This is a genomic window from Acinetobacter sp. UBA1297, assembly GCF_002307755.1.
GTDB classification, from domain to species: domain Bacteria; phylum Pseudomonadota; class Gammaproteobacteria; order Pseudomonadales; family Moraxellaceae; genus Acinetobacter; species Acinetobacter radioresistens.
Window position 1 is genome coordinate 43,014 of the sequence record NZ_DBUF01000001.1, and the last position, 15,540, is coordinate 58,553.

Genomic DNA, 15,540 nt, shown 5'->3' on the forward strand with positions numbered 1-15,540 from the left:
TTGTGTCTATTCAAGAAAAACCTCAAGCCACTTATGAGCAGGCTGTTGCCATAGACAATGCCCGTCTTGGCCAATCCTTTAAAGTGATTGCCTATGCAGGAACAGGTAAAACCACAACCTTACAGATGATCAGCGATGCCATGCCACAAAGGCGTGGCATGTATCTGGCTTTTAACAAGGCAATTGCCGCTGAAGCACAGCAAAAATTTCACCGTAATGTCGACTGCCGTACTTTTCACTCGCTGGCTTTTCGTAGCGTACCGCGTGGTGTGACTGATAAACTGCGTCTACCACGTTTGAGTCCCAGTTTTATTGCTAAAGAATACCGGCTACAGCCTATTACATTACGTCGTTTAATGGGCGGACGCTATGAGAAGTATGTACTCATGCCCAGCCGTCTGGCGAGTCTGGTTGCCAATGCAGTCAGCTTTTTCTGTTCAACCAGTTCGCAATATCCGGCACCACGGCATATTCAGGCTCCAAGCTGGTTACATGCAGATGATATTATTATTCTACAGCAACATCTGTATCCTGCGGTAGAACGGCGCTGGTTAGAATCAATTGATCCCAATCATCAAGCAGGTATCGGGCATGATATTTACCTGAAGCTTTGGGCCTTGTCTGAGCCGTATATTCCAGCTGACTATGTCCTCTTTGATGAAGCTCAGGATGCTGATCCGCTGATGCTTGGAATTTTACTTAAACAGAAAAGTACCCAGGTTATTTATGTGGGAGATGCCCATCAGCAAATTTATGCCTGGCGCGGTGCTGTTAACGCCATGCAGCAGCTTCCCTTACCAGAATCCCGTCTTACCACCTCATTCCGTTTTGGAGACGAGATCGCACAGGTAGCGAACTATCTGCTGGGTGCATTAGATGAGACTGTGCCCCTTCTTGGAAACCCTGAGCTAAAGTCGAGCGTAGTTAACAAGCCTCATATTAAAATGCGGGATGCTATCTTATGCCGGACCAATGCCCGGGCGATGGAGCTGCTATTGGCCGGTTTAGTACATGGAGATAAAGTCAGTTTACAGGCTGACCATCTTAAACTGAATCGTTTTGTCGATGCAGCCAGCCTGCTTAAACAGGGCAAGCGAGTTACCGATGTGCCTGAACTGGCTTGGTTTAATTCCTGGCATGATGTTCACGAATATTGCGAAACCAATGAAGGAAGTGATATTAAACCGCTGGTCAAACTGGTGGATGATCATGGTACGGATCCACTCAAGAGGGCACTAGCCAAAATTACCCCGATTGAGCAGGCCGATTATGTAATTTCAACTGCACATAAGGCAAAAGGGCTGGAGTGGAACCGTGTCCATATTGAAGATGATTACCAGTTTAAAATAAATGGACTGGAACATAAAATCAGTGATGAAGAGCTAAGATTACTATACGTCGCATGTACACGTGCTAAAGTGAGCTTAAATATTCATCATATCTATGACCTGATCCAGCAGCTTAAGCTCAAGGCTCCTCAAAGTTTGCGCCGCTCTGTGGGTTAACTCATGCCGGGGGCATATGAAACTCAAGTCTGTCCGTTTAAAACATATCAGCCATTTTACTGACCTACAGCTGGAACTTGATGAGCAGCCACTGACTCTGATCATTGGTGATCAGGCTTCTGGCAAAACATCGATCCTTAAAAATATCTATCAGGCACTGACCTGGTTTCCTGCACGCTTAAAAGATCTCAGAACTGCAGGCGTAGTTATTCAGGACCAGGATATCATGCATAACCGGCTACAGGCCAAAGTCGATATACAGGTGAGTCTACCTGCCGAAATTGGTAACCTGGCTGAAAGTAGTAATATTCAAGCCACAAGCTCGTCTCTGTGTTCATGGCAATTGTATAAAACTCTTAATGCTCAAGGTACAGGTATCAGCAAAGTTGAAACTGTGCAGCTTGAGCAGATGGTCATGCTGTACCAGCAGGCCATCAGACAGGATCCAATGCTGGGTTTACCGCTAATAGCCTATTACCCGGCAGAGCGTTTTACCAATGAAACCAATTTGCTGAGCAAAAATATTCCGACCATTTTTCAAGCGGCTTCAGCATACGATCTGGTATCAGTACCCTTCACCACCTTTATACGCTTTTTCGAATGGTTACGTGAAGTCAGTGATGTTGAAAATGCCCGGACTACCCAGCTTTTTCATGAGCTGCTCAAGCAACATCATGCATCCACTATAGAGTTCCAGCATGGACTCTCCCAGCTTCAGACACAGCTCTATGCACCTTGTCTCAGTGCTTTAAAACATAGCCTTCAGACAGTCATACCACAATTAACCGAGATTTATCTGGAGTATCAGCCCAAATTACAGCTGATGGTCGTCTATGCAGGAAAAACGTTGATGTTCCAGCAGCTCTCCAGTACTTTAAAAACCTGGATCGCCCTAGTCGGAGATATAGTACGCCGCCTTTGTTTATTAAACCCGCTAAGTCTATATCCATGTCTTGAAGGAGAAGGTATTTTGCTGATTGACAATGTAGATGCACATTTAGATTTGCAAAGCTCGCACTACATACTTGAAGGTTTGAAGCAGGCTTTTCCAAGGCTACAAATTATTGCTACTGCCAGCCAGAGTGAGCTGCTGGACACCAATACCTTATGTGGGCTGCGTTTAGACAACAGGCAATTATATAAAAAGCCAGAAAGTACCACCTGGACTGGCTTCACTACTCTCTATCAGGACTTAGAGGGTCAAGAAACATTATCTGATTCAGCAAATACAAATGAGGCAGCGTGCTCGGCTTTGCCCCAGATTGTTGAGCTGATTAAGCAACTTTCAGCTACAGAATACGAAGAGCTTTTACGTTTGATACAAAACGGTTCCCATTCACTCCCTATATCTGATGCTGATTATAAATAAACCTGGTAATGAAACTATTAAACAGGCAATTGCCTTAGCAATAAGAAAAAAATCTTGGGATCACGAATGAGTCGCGTATAATAAACAGGCGTAACACACAAGTCTTTGATGTTGTTATTTTCGTGTAATAAAATCAAATTTTACGTAATTTTTTATAGTAAGATTATTGATCGTTTTGCTATAGCATTTTACAAGTTGCGCAATACAACTTGTCCTTTCTGATTTACATACAAGTTTCGGCTTTCAAGATTTAAAGCTTTGGATATCTCATTGATCTCCTATAAACCCTTGAAAGATAAGGTTCACCTTTAGGTCTCGACCTAATCATGACATGGATACGAGTGTGCTATCGATTATTATACTGCTCCCTTTAATACTTGGCACCACCCTTGTCTCGTGGCTGAAGAGATTCTCGCGCGGGGTAACAGCTTTAGGAGCGATTGGAGTCAGTTTAACCAGTTTTAGCTTATTACTGACTCACGCAAAAAGTATTTTAAATGGTCAGGTTTTTTCAGAAAGCTGGCCTTGGCTACCCGAATTGGGACTGAATCTGAGTTTGCGTCTTGACGCACTAGGACTGATGTTTGCCTTGCTGATTACCGGTATCGGCACCTTAATTTATATTTATGCCTATTACTATCTTAGTCCTAAAAACTCCCTCAGCAAGCTCTACAGTCTACTCATGCTGTTCATGGCAGCCATGCTGGGCATCTCTTTATCTAATAACCTGATTCTTCTGGTGACCTTCTGGGAACTGACCAGTATTTCATCATTCCTGCTGGTCGGTTACTGGAGCAATTATGAAGCCGCCCAGCGTGGTTCACGTATTGCACTGACGATTACCGGTATGGGTGGACTGGCAATGCTCGGTGGTTTTGTTCTGCTTGGACATATTACTGGCACTTATGAAATTGACCAGATTTTAACTATGCGGGAGCAGATACAGCACCATTCTCTTTTTGTACCAGTCTTATTACTGGTTCTACTCGGTGCATTTACGAAAAGTGCCCAGTTTCCCTTTCATTTTTGGCTACCTAATGCCATGGCAGCACCTACCCCAGTTTCGGCCTATTTACATTCGGCCACTATGGTGAAAGCTGGTATCTTTCTACTGGCCAGACTGGCACCTATTTTTGTGGGGGCTGCGCTTTATCATAATATTGTTACCTTTATTGGCCTGTTTACATTAACCATGGCAGCTTTTTTTGCCATTTTTAAAGAAGATCTAAAAGGTCTATTGGCCTACTCTACCATCAGCCATTTGGGGCTGATTGTTTGCCTGTTAGGTATCGGCTCACCGCTGGCTGTTGCTGCTGCTATTTTCCATATTATTAACCATGCAACGTTCAAAGCTGCATTGTTCATGATTGCTGGAATTATTGATCATGAATCAGGCACTCGTGATTTACGCAAATTAAGTGGTCTCTGGCAATTCCTGCCATTTACCGGCACCTTAACCATGATTACCGCTGCAGCAATGGCTGGTGTCCCCCTGACCAATGGTTTTTTGTCTAAGGAAATGTTCTTTACAGAGCTACTGGCTAATCTCTCAGGCCCTGTTGCAATAATTTTTGGCATCATGGCGACCCTAGCCGGAATATTTGCAGTTGCTTACTCTGTCCGGCTGGTTCATGGTGTGTTCTTTGATGGACCGATAAGTAAAGCAGTACCAAACCGCTCACCACATGAACCTCCATTTGGAATGCGGGCACCTGCGTTACTGCTGGCCATCTTATGTATTTTAGTAGGTATAGCTCCAGCCTTACTGGTTGAAGATATTATTAACTCAGTTACACGTGCCAGTTTAATGCAACCAGGATTTGAAGATGCTCATTTGGCCATCTGGCATGGGTTCAACTTGCCACTGGTTATGAGTATCATCGCTCTGGCCGCCGGTGCAGGACTATACTTTAGCTTAGCCAAAAATGGTCGCATCCGCTCAATTGATCTGGACCCGAAACTTGGAAAATTACAAGGCCGGGTACTGTTTGATCTTTTTCTAAAATACCTACTAATCAACTCACGTCGACTTAAACGCAAGACTGAATCAGGGTCATTACAGAATTATCTGCTCTGGATCATCTTATTCAGTATCGCACTGGTAATGACGCCTTTATTTAATCAGGGCTTGACTACTGGAGCACGCGAACTTACTCATGCACCTGCTATTGCTATCGTTTTATGGCTATTACTGTTTTCATCCTGCTGGATGATGCTGTGGTTTCATCATGAGCGTATCAAGGCAGTCCTTATCAGCGGTGCTATTGGCCTAGTCGTCACCATGGTGTTTGTGGGACTTTCGGCACCTGATTTGGCATTAACCCAGATTACAGTCGATGTAGTGACCACCGTACTTTTACTGATGGGGCTGGGTTTGCTGCCTCAGCTTACACCATACGAATCAAGCCGGACACGGCGCTGGCGTGATGCTGTGATTGCCATTGTAGCGGGCTTGGGTATTGGCTGGATTACCTGGTTATTATTAACCCGTGACCATGAATCTATTTCATGGTTTTTCCTCCAGCAGTCGCTGCCGCTTGGAGGCGGATCAAACGTAGTGAATGTCATCCTGGTTGATTTCCGTGGCTTCGATACCTTTGGTGAAATTACTGTTCTGGGTATTGCGGCAATTGGTGTGCTCTGTCTGATGGATGGTATGCGAGCACATGGCACAACCATGACTCAAGGCCTGACCTTCCGGTTTAACCCTTCACCGTTGATGTTGCGCTCTACAGCATCTTGGGTATTGCCTCTTGCCCTGGTGGTAAGTCTGTATATCTTCTTACGCGGTCACAATTATCCAGGTGGTGGTTTTATTGCCGGGCTGATTACCGCAATGGCCTTAATTATTCAATACATAGCCTTGGGTCAGGACCAGACTGAACAGATGCTTAAAGTCCGCTCCGGGCGCCTCTACGAAGTCTGGATTGGTGTGGGTCTATTAATTGCAGGTCTGACTGGCATTGCTGCCTGGTTCTGGGCACGGCCATTTCTTACCAGTGCTCACATTTATATTTCTCCACCTGTTCTAGGTGAACTGCACTTAGCTTCTGCTGCGGCATTTGATGTAGGTGTATATGTAACTGTTGTCGGCGCTACCATGCTGATGATTTCTGTATTAGGCGACTCCAGACATTCCAGTATGTCAGGACCGATGCCAAGGGAGTAATTATCCATGATCAGTTTAGAATTCTTACTTGCCTCTGCGATTGGTCTACTGGTTGCTACAGGGGTCTATCTGTTATTAAGAGCGCGTACCTTTCCCGTGGTTTTAGGCCTGGCAGTTATTGGTTATGCCGTTAACATGTTTTTGTTTGCAACTGGTCGTATTCAGCTTAATGCTCCGGCAATTTTGTCACAGACTGTAAGAGTCACAGATCCATTGCCTCAGGCACTGGTATTGACAGCTATTGTGATCGGTTTCGCGACAACTGCTTTTATTGTACAGCTGGCTCTGCGTAGTCGCTATGAATCAGGAACTGACCATGTCGATGCTAAGGATGACCCGTCACCCAATCTTGATGCGCGCGGGGATGAGCCATAATGTCTGATTTCTTAAGTTTCTGGCATGCTCATACGCCAATTTTCAGTATCTTGATTCCGTTATTTACAGCAGTTCTCTTATTGTTGTTGGGAAATCCGGGCTCAGGAGAGTTAGCGCAAGACTGGCGTCAGCCTTGGCGACGCGGTATCAGTTACTTTTCTGCACTTGCCGGGTTTGCTACAGCCATCAGCTATTTTATACAGGCCAGCCAAGGCACCATTACTGTTTATAATTTAAGTGAATGGGCCGCCCCCTTCGGCATTATTCTGGTTCTTGACCAGTTATCTGCCATGATGCTAGTGCTTACCTATACCCTGGCGGTGCCTCTGCTCTGGTATGCCAGCAAGGACTGGGATACCCGTGGACGTTATTTTCATGCCATGGTTCACTTCTTGCTGATGGGGCTGTGCGGTGCATTTCTAACGGGTGACTTATTTAACCTGTTTGTATTCTTTGAAATACTGCTCATGGCCTCTTATGTACTGCTGCTACATGGTCAGGGGAAAGCACGTTTTCAGCTTGGGGTACATTATGTCACGATTAACCTGTTGGCTTCTGCCCTGTTCCTGATTGGACTTGGAATTATTTATGGCAGTGTCGGCAGTCTGAATATGGCTGATGTAGCGCGAATTGTACCTTCATTACCTCCAGATCAGCATCAACTGGCAGTTGCGGGTAGCCTGCTTCTGTTTGCCGTATTTGCCATTAAGGCGGCGTTACTTCCGGTCGGATTCTGGCTGCCTAAAACCTATGCTGTAGCCACTACACCCGTTGCCGCACTATTTACTATTATGACCAAAGTGGGTATTTATGCCATCCTGCGAGTAAATGGCACTATTTTCGATGATTATTTTGCCCAGACTGCACTTAAAAGCTGGCTTCTACCACTTGCTATTATTACTGCTATTTATGGCACTATCGGAGCAATCGGTGCTGAACGCTTACGACGCTTCGTAGGCTTCATGATTGTATCTTCAATTGGTACTCTGCTGATTGCCATTTCGATGTTTAATACCGAAGCCTGGTCTGCGGCTCTTTATTACCTGGTGCACAGTACTCTGATTGGTGCTGCTTTTTATCTGCTGTGTGGCTGGATAACTTCGCAACGTGGCGAGTTTAAAGATCATCTGGATGTGTCACCAAAAATGAAACAGGACAAGACCATTGCTCTGGTTTACCTGATCATTGGTATGATGATGGCTGGCTTACCGCCATTTAGCGGCTTTTTTGGCAAGCTATTTATTTTGCAGGCAACCGCTAATCATCCGCAGCAGGGAATTATTATTGCAAGCCTGCTGATTGTCAGCCTGCTCAGTATTATTGCTTTTGTCCGGGTCGGCTTCATCCTGTTCTGGCGAGCCACTACACCAGAAATGGACCCACGTGAAATTGCTTTCGAAGCGTATAAGGTTTTACCTGAAACAGCGCCAGTACGTAATGATAAAACCTTGTACCTGTTACTTCTGCTTCTGATCCTTTATGTGGTTTTTGCTGCACCGATCCAGCGCTATAACCATAATACGGCACTGCAGATTCAAAATGATCAGGCTTATGCAGATACGATTTTAAAACGTGGTCTGCTTAATCAGGTCATCAGTGTTAAACCTTACGATGCCAGTTATGTACCAGAAACAAAATATGGCGGCGAGAATAAAGACCGGAATGCCAATCTGATTCCATTTATGATCAGTGAAAATACACTAGAAGGTGGACACATCTCGGAATATAAATGGCGACAAATTCAGCAACAGCATAGTCTGGAACCTGCTGTTCCGGAAGATGCACAGCTTAAACCCATGGAGCCTTAATTAATGAAGAAATCCATGCATAAAATACCTGTTTTAGAGTGGTGTTTTCCACATCCCTTTGTTTCAATACTGGTAGGTTTAAGCTGGCTCATGCTGGCACATAGCGCCGATGCCGCCAACCTGGCCATGGCAGTTTTACTGGGTATTGTTATACCGAAACTGGTTCAGCCCTTTATTATTCGTACACCGGATATTCACTGGGGTATGGCCTTAAAACTGTTTTTTGTAGTGTTGTGGGACATTGTTACTGCCAATATCAAGGTAGCCATTTTAGTACTTGGCCCCTCGCGCAACCTCAAGCCAAAATGGTTTAGGGTACCGCTAGAGAGTGATCACGAACAGGTTAACAGCTTGCTGGCGATGATTATTACTACCACCCCTGGAACAGTCAGTGCGGGCATAGACCAGGAACGTGGCGATATTTTGGTCCATGCCTTAAGTGCCGAAAGTGAGGAGGAAGAAATTGAAACTATCAAGCAACGCTATGAAGCTCCTTTACTAATCATCTTTAATGTCGAGCCAGCTCAAGGAGAAATCGAATGATCTTACCTTATGCACTAGGAATCTGCCTGATCGCGATTATGGTCTCGATGTTAATGTGTCTCTACCGCCTGGTTACAGGCCCATCCATAGTTGACCGGCTACTTGCACTGGACACATTTTTCCTGAATGCCACCTGTCTGGTAGTTGTACTCGGAATTTACTGGATGAGCACTTCCCTGTTCGAAGGAGCACTGCTGGTGGCCATGCTGGGTTTTGTTTCTACTGTTGCGCTTGCCCGTTACTTTACCAGTGGCCATGTAATCGACTAGGAGAACGAAATGCAAGAACAGTTCATTATGGAAATACTGGTTTCTTTTTTCCTGGTGGTTGGCTCATTTTTTATGGTGGTTGGGGGCATTGGCATGGTGCGTTTACCCGATTTATTTATGCGCCTGCATGCCCCGACCAAGTCCAGTACTTTGGGCTTAGGTAGCTTCTTAATTGCCAGTATCATCTTCTCGGCATTCCATGGCCGCTTTGGTTTTGCTGAGATTTTAATCACCTTGCTGGCTTTTATCACAGCGCCTGTTTCCGCTAATTTGATGGCACAGGCTGCGCTCCATCTGCGTTTACGCTCTAGAAGTGGTGATGTACCCGAGGCACTGGACCGACCCTTGCCTTGGGAAGGTTATCGACGCCGGGTAACCAAAAGGATTAGAGAGAGTCGAAGAGGAAGAAAAAACACCCCAGATTCTTGATGATTCTATTTCAGAATATTAAGGATCTGGCTGAATCATCAGGTCATAATCAAGGATGGTACTTGACCTGAGATCAGTTACTCACATATTAAATAGATTATTAAAATTTATAACCACATTCTGAGCTTTTAATTTCCAAGCATGTATTGCTAGATAAAGATTAAAATATTTATGGAATCAATCATTAAATAATTGATATAAAGTTCAGCCCAATAATTAAAGAGCCTAATTTATAAACTAAAATTTTCATTTCTGGCTTAACAGAAGCCACCTTTTATAGAATACGAGTAAAACCTGTAATAAAAGAACTTTTTTAATTCTTCACGTTCAAACTTTTTATTTCATATTAAATGATCAGTGATAAATATCAGGTCAGATTTTCACTCTAATAGCGTAATAAATAATTTAAATAAAATAAATTTTTCAATTAAAAAAAAGCGGACTTTAAAGCCCGCCTTTTTACCAAAAATTTTTTTAAAAGAATTCAGAATAGAAATTACTCTTCATCTTCTTTACGCTCAGGCAGGTCTTTCACTGCCTCAGCAATCAGCCCAAACATATAGTTGCCGTAGGCATTAGTCTTGTCGTAATGGAAACGCAATCTTGGTGTAATGCGTGTCTTAATACGACGACTCAATTCCTGGCGCAGAAAACCTGAAGCCTTATTTAGAACTTCAAGTGTCTGCTGATGTGCCTGTTCATTCTGGTCATCAGATAACTCACGACCCATGACTGTGACATACACATCGGCATAACCTAAATCTGGGCTCACTTTCACGGCCGAGATGGTCACTAGACCACCCAGACGTGGATCTTTCAGCTCTTGGCGGATCAGCTCAGACAGCTCACGCTGTACACTGTCGCCCATACGCTTCAGACGTTGACTACCCGCCATTAAAGACTCCGTTTGATTTGCTGAACATCATAAACTTCGATTTTATCGAGTTCCTTGATGTCATTATAACCTTTAACTGCCAGACCACATTCGATACCCGCACGAACTTCGTTTACGTCATCTTTATAACGACGTAAAGATTCTAGTTCGCCCTGGAATACTACAACGTCATCACGCAGGACACGGATCGGTTTATTACGATAAATCGTACCTTCCATGACCATACAGCCGGCAGCAGCACCAAACTTGCTTGAACGGAATACTTCACGAACCTGAGCTACACCCAGAATCGTTTCACGATGTTCTGGAGCCAGCTTGCCGCTCATTGCATCTTTTACATCATCGATCAATTGATAGATCACGCTATAGTAACGGATATCAATTCCATCAATGTCAGCTTTCTGACGTGCTGTGTTGTCTGCACGAACATTAAAGCCGAGTAGTACCGCTTCAGAAGATTCAGCCAGTGTCACGTCAGATTCAGTAATTGCACCTACACCTGAACCAATGATACGTACTTTTACTTCATCTGTAGCCAGATCGGCCAGCGCCACATGCAAGGCTTCTAAAGTACCTCGTACATCTGTCTTCAGTACCACGTTTACTACAGGCACATCTTTCTTGCCCATAGATGCCATGATATTTTCCAGACGCATTGCACTTTGACGCTCAAGACGTTTTTGGCGTTCACGGTCCATACGGGCATCAGCAACTTCACGGGCTTTTTTCTCGTCATTCACCACAAGAACTTCATCACCCGCCATTGGCGCTTCTGGTAGACCCAGAATTTCTACCGGAATTGAAGGACCTGCAGATTTAATCCGTTTACCGTTTTCATCTGTCATGGCACGTACACGGCCATAAGATGCACCGGCAAGAACCAGATCACCGACATTAAGCGTACCATTTTGTACCAGGATCGAAGTAACTGCACCACGGCCCTTATCGACACGCGCTTCAATAACCACACCTTGCGCTGCACCTTCTTCAGAAGCTTTGAGCTCCATCAGCTCTGCCTGAATCTGGATCAAGTCAAGTAACTCATCAATCCCTTCACCACTATGTGCAGAAACTTTGGCAACTGGTACATCACCACCCCATTGTTCAGGCACGATTTCTTTAGTGGTTAATTCATTCAGTACGCGGTCCGGATCAGCCGATTCTTTGTCCATCTTGTTGATTGCAACAATAATCGGTGTTCCTGCAGCACGTGCATGATCAATTGCTTCTGCAGTTTGTGGCATGACACCATCATCTGCTGCAACCACCAGCACAACAATATCAGTCGCCTGTGCACCACGTGAACGCATTGCGGTAAAGGCAGCGTGTCCCGGAGTATCCAGGAAAGTGATAATTCCCTTGTCGGTTTTCACATGGTAAGCACCGATATGCTGGGTAATTCCACCTGCTTCACCGGCAGCCACTTTCGAGCGACGGATACGGTCAAGCAAAGATGTTTTACCATGGTCAACGTGACCCATAATTGTCACGACTGGAGGACGTGTAGTTTGAGCACCACGAGCCTCTTCAGCAGCTTCTAGCAGGTTATCTTCCGCCTGTGTATCAGAAACAAGTACCGGATTATGGCCCATTTCTTCTACAACCAGGGCAGCAATTTCCTGATCAATTGCCTGGTTCTGAGTTACCAGTTCACCCATTTTCATGAGTGACTTGATCACTTCACGTACTTTAACTGCCATTTTCTGTGCAAGATCAGCCACCACGATGGTTGAACCGATCTCAACATCATAAACCTGCTTTTTAACCGGTTTTTCAAAGCCATGTTTGTTGGCCTGACTGGTTTTTAAACCACGTTTATGCTGGTTCTGGTTAAATGACTGCTCTTCTTGACCACGACGACCACCTTTTTTCGGTGAACGTGTATTATTGGTATTGGTACCACGCTTGATTTCACGGTCTTCTTTAGCAAATGAATCTTCATATGCCTGACCAACGAGACCTGCCGCGAGTGGAGAATCATCTACAACACGAATAGTTTTGGTGGCATCTTCATTTGAATATTTAGAAGCCATCTGGCGCATTTGTTCAAGCGTACGCTGTTGTGCCTCTTCAGCAGCCTTGCGACGCGCAGCTTCTTCAGCCGCTTTTAATTGTGCTGCCTGCTCTTCACGTGCTTTACGCTGCTCTGCAGTCTCGGTTGGCTTGACTACCGGCTTAACAATCGGCTTATTGGTTGAGCGTTTTTTCACCACCACTTCAGCTTTTTGCGGGCTTTTCGCAGTTTCCTGCTTAGCTGCTGCACGCATTGCTTCCAATGTTGCATTCGCTTTATTTTCACCACTAAGTTTTTGCCCGTCATTTTCCTGACGCGCTGCCTGTTCAGCTTTTTGACGTGCAATCATGTCAGCACGTGCCTGCTCTTGCGCATCAGCTTTAGCGCGCGCTTCAGCAGCAATCTGTTCAGGGTTCGGCTTAGTAAAAGTATGTTTTTTACGTACTTCTACATTAATCGTTTTCGCCTTACCTGAGGTACTGGCCACTTTAGCCGTACTAGTTGTTTTACGTTTCAACGTGATTTTTCCTACGCCACTATCCGCTTGCCCATGTACTTTTTTGAGATGACTCACTAGTACATCCTGCTGCTCGGTAGTAATAATATCTTCAGCCTGACGCTGTGGTAAGCCTGCATCGCGAACTTGCTCTAGGAGCTTTTCTACAGGACGACCTACGCTGAGCGCTAACTCTTGAATCGACTTGTCCGTCATATATTTCCTCCTAGTTAAACCATGATTCACGCGCTTTCATAATGAGCTGACCCGCACTCGCGGCATCCAAACCTTCAATATCAGCAATATCGTCAGTTGCCTGATCGGCCAGGTCATCTACAGTCACTACACCACGAGCGGCAAGTGAATAAGCAATCTCTCGTGTCATCCCTTCCATATTCAGAAGTTCTTCACTCGGATCTTGAATATTTTCCTGCTGTTTTAACGCATCCGCTAAAGCAGCTTCTTTGGCACGGCTTTGCAACAACTCGACCAGTTCGGTATCCAGCTCGATTTCATCGAAGGTTTCTGCCGGTACATAAGCCACTTCCTCAAGTGAAGTAAAGCCCATTTCAACCAGTGCCATCGCCAGGTCTTCTTCAATATCCAGACGTGAAACAAACATATCCAGATATTGCTGTGCCTCATTCTGCTGGCGAGCACGATACTCGTCTTCCAGCATCATATCCAGCTTGTAACCGGTAAGTTCTGAAGCAAGACGTACATTCTGGCCCTGTGAACCAATTGCACGTGCAAGCTGGTCACTGGTCGCAAAAATGATATCAGCACTATGTGTATCTTCATCCAATACAATTCCAGAAACATCAGCCGGCTCTAGGGCACTGGCAATATACTGGGCCGGATCATCAGACCACACTACAACATCAATACGCTCACCGTTGAGCTCCTGCTGAACAGCCTGGATACGTGTACCACGCATACCAATACATGCACCTACCGGATCAATACGGTGGTCATTGGTTTTTACGGCAATTTTAGCACGAACACCAGGTTGACGTGCTGCTGCTTTAATCTCAATGATTTCTTCAGAGATTTCAGGAATCTCTTTTTTCATCAGGGCAATCAGCATTTCAGGCTTGGCACGCGAAAGTAGAAGCTGAGCGCCACGGCCTTCACGGTTTACACTGTACAAAATGGCATTGATCCGCTGTTTTGGACGCAAAATCTCTTTAGCGATCATTTCTTCACGCGCCAGATAAGCTTCTGCATTATCTCCCAGATCAATGATGAAGCCATCTTTAGTCTGCTTCTTCACTTCACCGTAAATCAGCTCGCCTACTTTAGACTCATAAGCATCCGCAATGAGCGCACGCTCTGCTTCACGAATCTTTTGTACAATAACCTGTTTGGCAATTTGAGCTGCGATACGGCCAAATTCAATTGACTCGACTTCCAGCTCCCGAATATCGCCAATTGACCATTTTGCTGGGTCTACATCGGAAATCGCATCTTGACATGCCGGCATTTCATGGTCTTCGTCTGCAACCACTTCCCATTGACGGAATGTACGATAATCCCCAGTCTTACGATCAATTTCAACACGTAAACGTGCTTCTTCTGCGGTGGTACCTTCGTAGAATTTTTTCTTCGTCGCTGCAACAAGCGCCTGCTCTAAAGCTTCGAAGATCGCTTCCCGACTAACACCTTTTTCATTACTGACCGTTTCAACAACGGTAAGAATTTCACGGCCCATAAGTCACCTATTAAATTGAATTCTTCTTAATGGAATTAATTTAGTCCTGATAGATCAAATTTGCTTTATCGATATTGTTGCTATCGATTTCGAGCACCTTGCTGCCTTCTACTTCTACCTGAATCTGTTCTTGCTCCAGGTCCACACTCACCAGTTTAGCTTGAAATTTACGGCGGTTATCAACAGCACTAATCAGACGTAGAGCCACCTGCTGACCAATATAAGCCGACATCTGTTCAAGCTGGAAAAATGGGCGATCCCATCCTGGTGAAGAGACTTCAAGTGAATATTCACCTGAGATTGGATCATGCACATCAAGAATTGCGCCCACTTGCTGGGTCACCCGGACACAGTCCTGCACACCAATTCCACGGCCCTGTTCCAGCTCACCGTCTTCATTCAGCACAGGTTCTGCATTTTCATCTACAGGTTTATCAATAAAGATGCGAACTAAAGAACGTTTGCCCTGAGGAAGGAATTCGATTCCCCACAACTCGACGTCACAGGCTTCGACCGCTGGTGCAATTAAATCATGGAGGGCTTGGGTTTTATTTGATAATTTCATTTACTCTCGTCTTCTCGTGCCATTCAACCGGTCAGTACGTTCTGACCGATGCAGACTGTTATAGTGAAGCATCACTATTTGACCAATTGATGTCGACACTACACGATAGCCAATAAAAAAGGGCGTCAATCGCCCCTATATTTTACACAGAAAACTAAAGTCCACTGTGCAAAAAGGCCCACCTATTTGTGAGCCCTCTTAGAAACTTGGTAGCGGGAGCTGGATTTGAACCAACGACCTTCGGGTTATGAGCCCGACGAGCTACCNNAGACTGCTCCATCCCGCATCAACGTGCAAAAATTATAAACGAATTTCAAAAAAAGTCAATCTGACTTACAAGAAACTCTCAACTGCTTTACACTGCAATTGAATTGGTAGCGGGAGCTGGATTT

Annotated in this window: 12 protein-coding genes and 1 tRNA gene; 8 read left to right on the top strand and 5 right to left on the bottom strand. The window is 45.0% G+C overall.

Annotated elements, in window-relative coordinates; all coding sequences use genetic code 11:
• Window positions 1–2: 2 nt before the first annotated feature.
• The 8 genes from B3R63_RS00165 (at window position 3) to B3R63_RS00200 (ending at window position 9,467) form a co-directional block, all read left to right on the top strand.
• Complete coding sequence (locus B3R63_RS00165; RefSeq protein ID WP_286727457.1) at window positions 3–1,505, top strand: UvrD-helicase domain-containing protein; 1,503 nt, start codon at window positions 3–5, stop codon at window positions 1,503–1,505.
• 16 nt (window positions 1,506–1,521) lie between these two features.
• Window positions 1,522–2,874 (top strand): ATP-binding protein, encoded by a 1,353-nt coding sequence (locus B3R63_RS00170; RefSeq protein WP_286727458.1) that lies wholly within the window; start codon window positions 1,522–1,524, stop codon window positions 2,872–2,874.
• A 331-nt stretch (window positions 2,875–3,205) separates the two neighbouring features.
• Window positions 3,206–6,043, top strand: a complete 2,838-nt coding sequence (locus B3R63_RS00175) for a monovalent cation/H+ antiporter subunit A (protein WP_286727459.1) — start codon at window positions 3,206–3,208, stop codon at window positions 6,041–6,043.
• Window positions 6,044–6,049: 6 nt separating this feature from the next.
• Window positions 6,050–6,418 carry a Na+/H+ antiporter subunit C gene (locus B3R63_RS00180; RefSeq protein ID WP_005016960.1) on the top strand — a complete coding sequence of 123 codons (369 nt, stop codon included), beginning with the start codon at window positions 6,050–6,052 and terminating at the stop codon, window positions 6,416–6,418.
• On the top strand, window positions 6,418–8,226 hold the full coding sequence (locus B3R63_RS00185; protein WP_286727460.1) for a monovalent cation/H+ antiporter subunit D: 1,809 nt from the start codon (window positions 6,418–6,420) through the stop codon (window positions 8,224–8,226). The genes B3R63_RS00180 and B3R63_RS00185 overlap by 1 nt, the downstream gene beginning before the upstream one ends.
• Before the next feature lie 3 nt (window positions 8,227–8,229).
• Window positions 8,230–8,769 (top strand): Na+/H+ antiporter subunit E, encoded by a 540-nt coding sequence (locus B3R63_RS00190; protein ID WP_005405911.1) that lies wholly within the window; start codon window positions 8,230–8,232, stop codon window positions 8,767–8,769.
• Window positions 8,766–9,038, top strand: coding sequence for a monovalent cation/H+ antiporter subunit F (locus tag B3R63_RS00195; protein WP_005016968.1), 273 nt, complete (start codon window positions 8,766–8,768; stop codon window positions 9,036–9,038). Before B3R63_RS00190 ends, B3R63_RS00195 begins: the two co-directional genes overlap by 4 nt.
• Before the next feature lie 9 nt (window positions 9,039–9,047).
• On the top strand, window positions 9,048–9,467 hold the full coding sequence (locus B3R63_RS00200; RefSeq protein WP_005016970.1) for a Na+/H+ antiporter subunit G: 420 nt from the start codon (window positions 9,048–9,050) through the stop codon (window positions 9,465–9,467).
• A 496-nt stretch (window positions 9,468–9,963) separates the two neighbouring features.
• Here the strand turns inward: B3R63_RS00200 and B3R63_RS00205 are convergent, their stop codons facing one another.
• From B3R63_RS00205 to B3R63_RS00225, 5 genes are all read right to left on the bottom strand, one after another.
• Entirely contained in the window at window positions 9,964–10,362 is a 399-nt protein-coding gene (locus B3R63_RS00205) for a ribosome-binding factor A (protein ID WP_005016973.1), read from the bottom strand.
• On the bottom strand, window positions 10,362–13,088 hold the full coding sequence (infB, locus tag B3R63_RS00210) for a translation initiation factor IF-2 (RefSeq protein WP_005016978.1): 2,727 nt from the start codon (window positions 13,086–13,088) through the stop codon (window positions 10,362–10,364). Before infB ends, B3R63_RS00205 begins: the two co-directional genes overlap by 1 nt.
• A gap of 10 nt (window positions 13,089–13,098) precedes the next feature.
• The gene (gene nusA / locus B3R63_RS00215) at window positions 13,099–14,583 is read right to left on the bottom strand and encodes a transcription termination factor NusA (RefSeq protein WP_005016980.1); all 1,485 of its coding nucleotides are present in this window, start codon (window positions 14,581–14,583) and stop codon (window positions 13,099–13,101) included.
• Window positions 14,584–14,623: 40 nt separating this feature from the next.
• Complete coding sequence (gene rimP / locus B3R63_RS00220) at window positions 14,624–15,148, bottom strand: ribosome maturation factor RimP (RefSeq protein WP_005016981.1); 525 nt, start codon at window positions 15,146–15,148, stop codon at window positions 14,624–14,626.
• 207 nt (window positions 15,149–15,355) lie between these two features.
• A tRNA-Met gene (locus B3R63_RS00225) sits at window positions 15,356–15,434 on the bottom strand.
• Between the last annotated feature and the right edge of the window lie 106 nt (window positions 15,435–15,540).

Coding starts and splice junctions, on each gene's coding strand:
- B3R63_RS00170 (WP_286727458.1), top strand. CDS start 1,522: ATGAAACTCAAGTCTGTCCGTTTAAAACATATCAGCCATTTTACTGAC.
- B3R63_RS00175 (WP_286727459.1), top strand. CDS start 3,206: ATGGATACGAGTGTGCTATCGATTATTATACTGCTCCCTTTAATACTT.
- B3R63_RS00180 (WP_005016960.1), top strand. CDS start 6,050: ATGATCAGTTTAGAATTCTTACTTGCCTCTGCGATTGGTCTACTGGTT.
- B3R63_RS00185 (WP_286727460.1), top strand. CDS start 6,418: ATGTCTGATTTCTTAAGTTTCTGGCATGCTCATACGCCAATTTTCAGT.
- B3R63_RS00190 (WP_005405911.1), top strand. CDS start 8,230: ATGAAGAAATCCATGCATAAAATACCTGTTTTAGAGTGGTGTTTTCCA.
- B3R63_RS00195 (WP_005016968.1), top strand. CDS start 8,766: ATGATCTTACCTTATGCACTAGGAATCTGCCTGATCGCGATTATGGTC.
- B3R63_RS00200 (WP_005016970.1), top strand. CDS start 9,048: ATGCAAGAACAGTTCATTATGGAAATACTGGTTTCTTTTTTCCTGGTG.
- B3R63_RS00205 (WP_005016973.1), bottom strand. CDS start 10,362: ATGGCGGGTAGTCAACGTCTGAAGCGTATGGGCGACAGTGTACAGCGT.
- infB (WP_005016978.1), bottom strand. CDS start 13,088: ATGACGGACAAGTCGATTCAAGAGTTAGCGCTCAGCGTAGGTCGTCCT.
- nusA (WP_005016980.1), bottom strand. CDS start 14,583: ATGGGCCGTGAAATTCTTACCGTTGTTGAAACGGTCAGTAATGAAAAA.
- rimP (WP_005016981.1), bottom strand. CDS start 15,148: ATGAAATTATCAAATAAAACCCAAGCCCTCCATGATTTAATTGCACCA.